Source organism: Paenibacillus cremeus (genome assembly GCF_007786445.1).
GTDB classification, from domain to species: Bacteria; Bacillota; Bacilli; order Paenibacillales; family NBRC-103111; genus Paenibacillus_G; species Paenibacillus_G cremeus.
In genome coordinates this window covers 1-1,106 of the sequence record NZ_VNJI01000143.1, presented here as the reverse complement: position 1 = coordinate 1,106, position 1,106 = coordinate 1, and the positions used below count along the sequence as shown (strand labels likewise).

Here is a 1,106-nt window from a genome sequence, read left to right as displayed (position 1 = left end):
CCCGCGCGGACGAATTAACTTGGTGAAGATGGTGGGGGAGGGAAAGATTACTGATTTATCCGTGTTGGAAAATCCACTTGATTTGTGCTTGGGCTGCCGGGCTTGCGAAACGGCATGTCCTTCCGGTGTCGAGTATGGCGCTATATTGGAGTCCGCTCGAGCGGCTCTAGTCAAACGCAAAAAGTACGCTTTTCCTACGCGTGTCCTGAGAAATGTCACCTTCAAAAAAGTTTTTCCTAGTAAACGAGTGATGAATATCATCGGAGACGCGCTTTGGCTGTACCAGAAGAGCGGTTTGCAAAACGTGGCGCGCCGCACAAAACTACTTTCTAAATTTCCAAATTATCTAGCTGAATTTGAAGCGATCACCCCGGAGGCTGCCTCCCCTGCTGAGCGCAGAAAAATGCCGTCCCGCGTTGGGGCAAAAGGAGAACGGAAGTATACGGTTGCGTTTTTTACTGGATGCATTATGGACGCGATGTTTCAAAAAGTGAATCAATTATCCGTCCAACTGTTGGCGGAAGCGGGTTGCGAAGTGATTGTCACTGAGGGTCAAACATGCTGTGGGGCCTTACATTCCCATTCTGGCGAGATGGAGGGAGCTAGAATGCTTGCCAAGCAAAATATTGCCGCATTTGAACAAGAACATGTCGATTTTATAATCAATAATGCAGGAGGCTGCGGTGCCATGCTGCATGAATATGACCATCTATTAGCGACCGACCCAAAATGGCATGACCGAGCAAGGGCATTTTCCGATAAGTCCAAGGATATTAGTCAAGTGCTTATTGCATGCGGCGGTCTGCCGAATTTGCGCAATCGCAATGAACGAGTTACGTATCAACGCTCCTGTCATTTAACCAACGTGCAGAAGGTCGTTCAGGAACCGATCAAATTAATAAAAAGCATCCCTGGCGTTGAGCTCATTGAGATGGAAGATGTGAATATGTGCTGTGGTTCAGCCGGCATTTATAATATTATTCACTCAACTTTCGCAGCTACAAATTAGCTTAAACGCCCTACGGCTGTAAGGACGGAGCGCATTTTTTCCTTCTCTTGACAAAAAAACACCTTCTTTGTTTGGTATCATGGAAGTGTCCAGCAAC

The 1,106-nt window shown here is 47.0% G+C and carries 1 protein-coding gene; it reads left to right on the top strand.

Annotated features, from left to right (window positions below; translation table 11 throughout):
* Positions 1-1,009: (Fe-S)-binding protein (locus FPZ49_RS35240; protein ID WP_144855404.1), on the top strand; the 1,009-nt coding region annotated here is incomplete at its 5' end.
* Positions 1,010-1,106 lie beyond the last annotated feature (97 nt).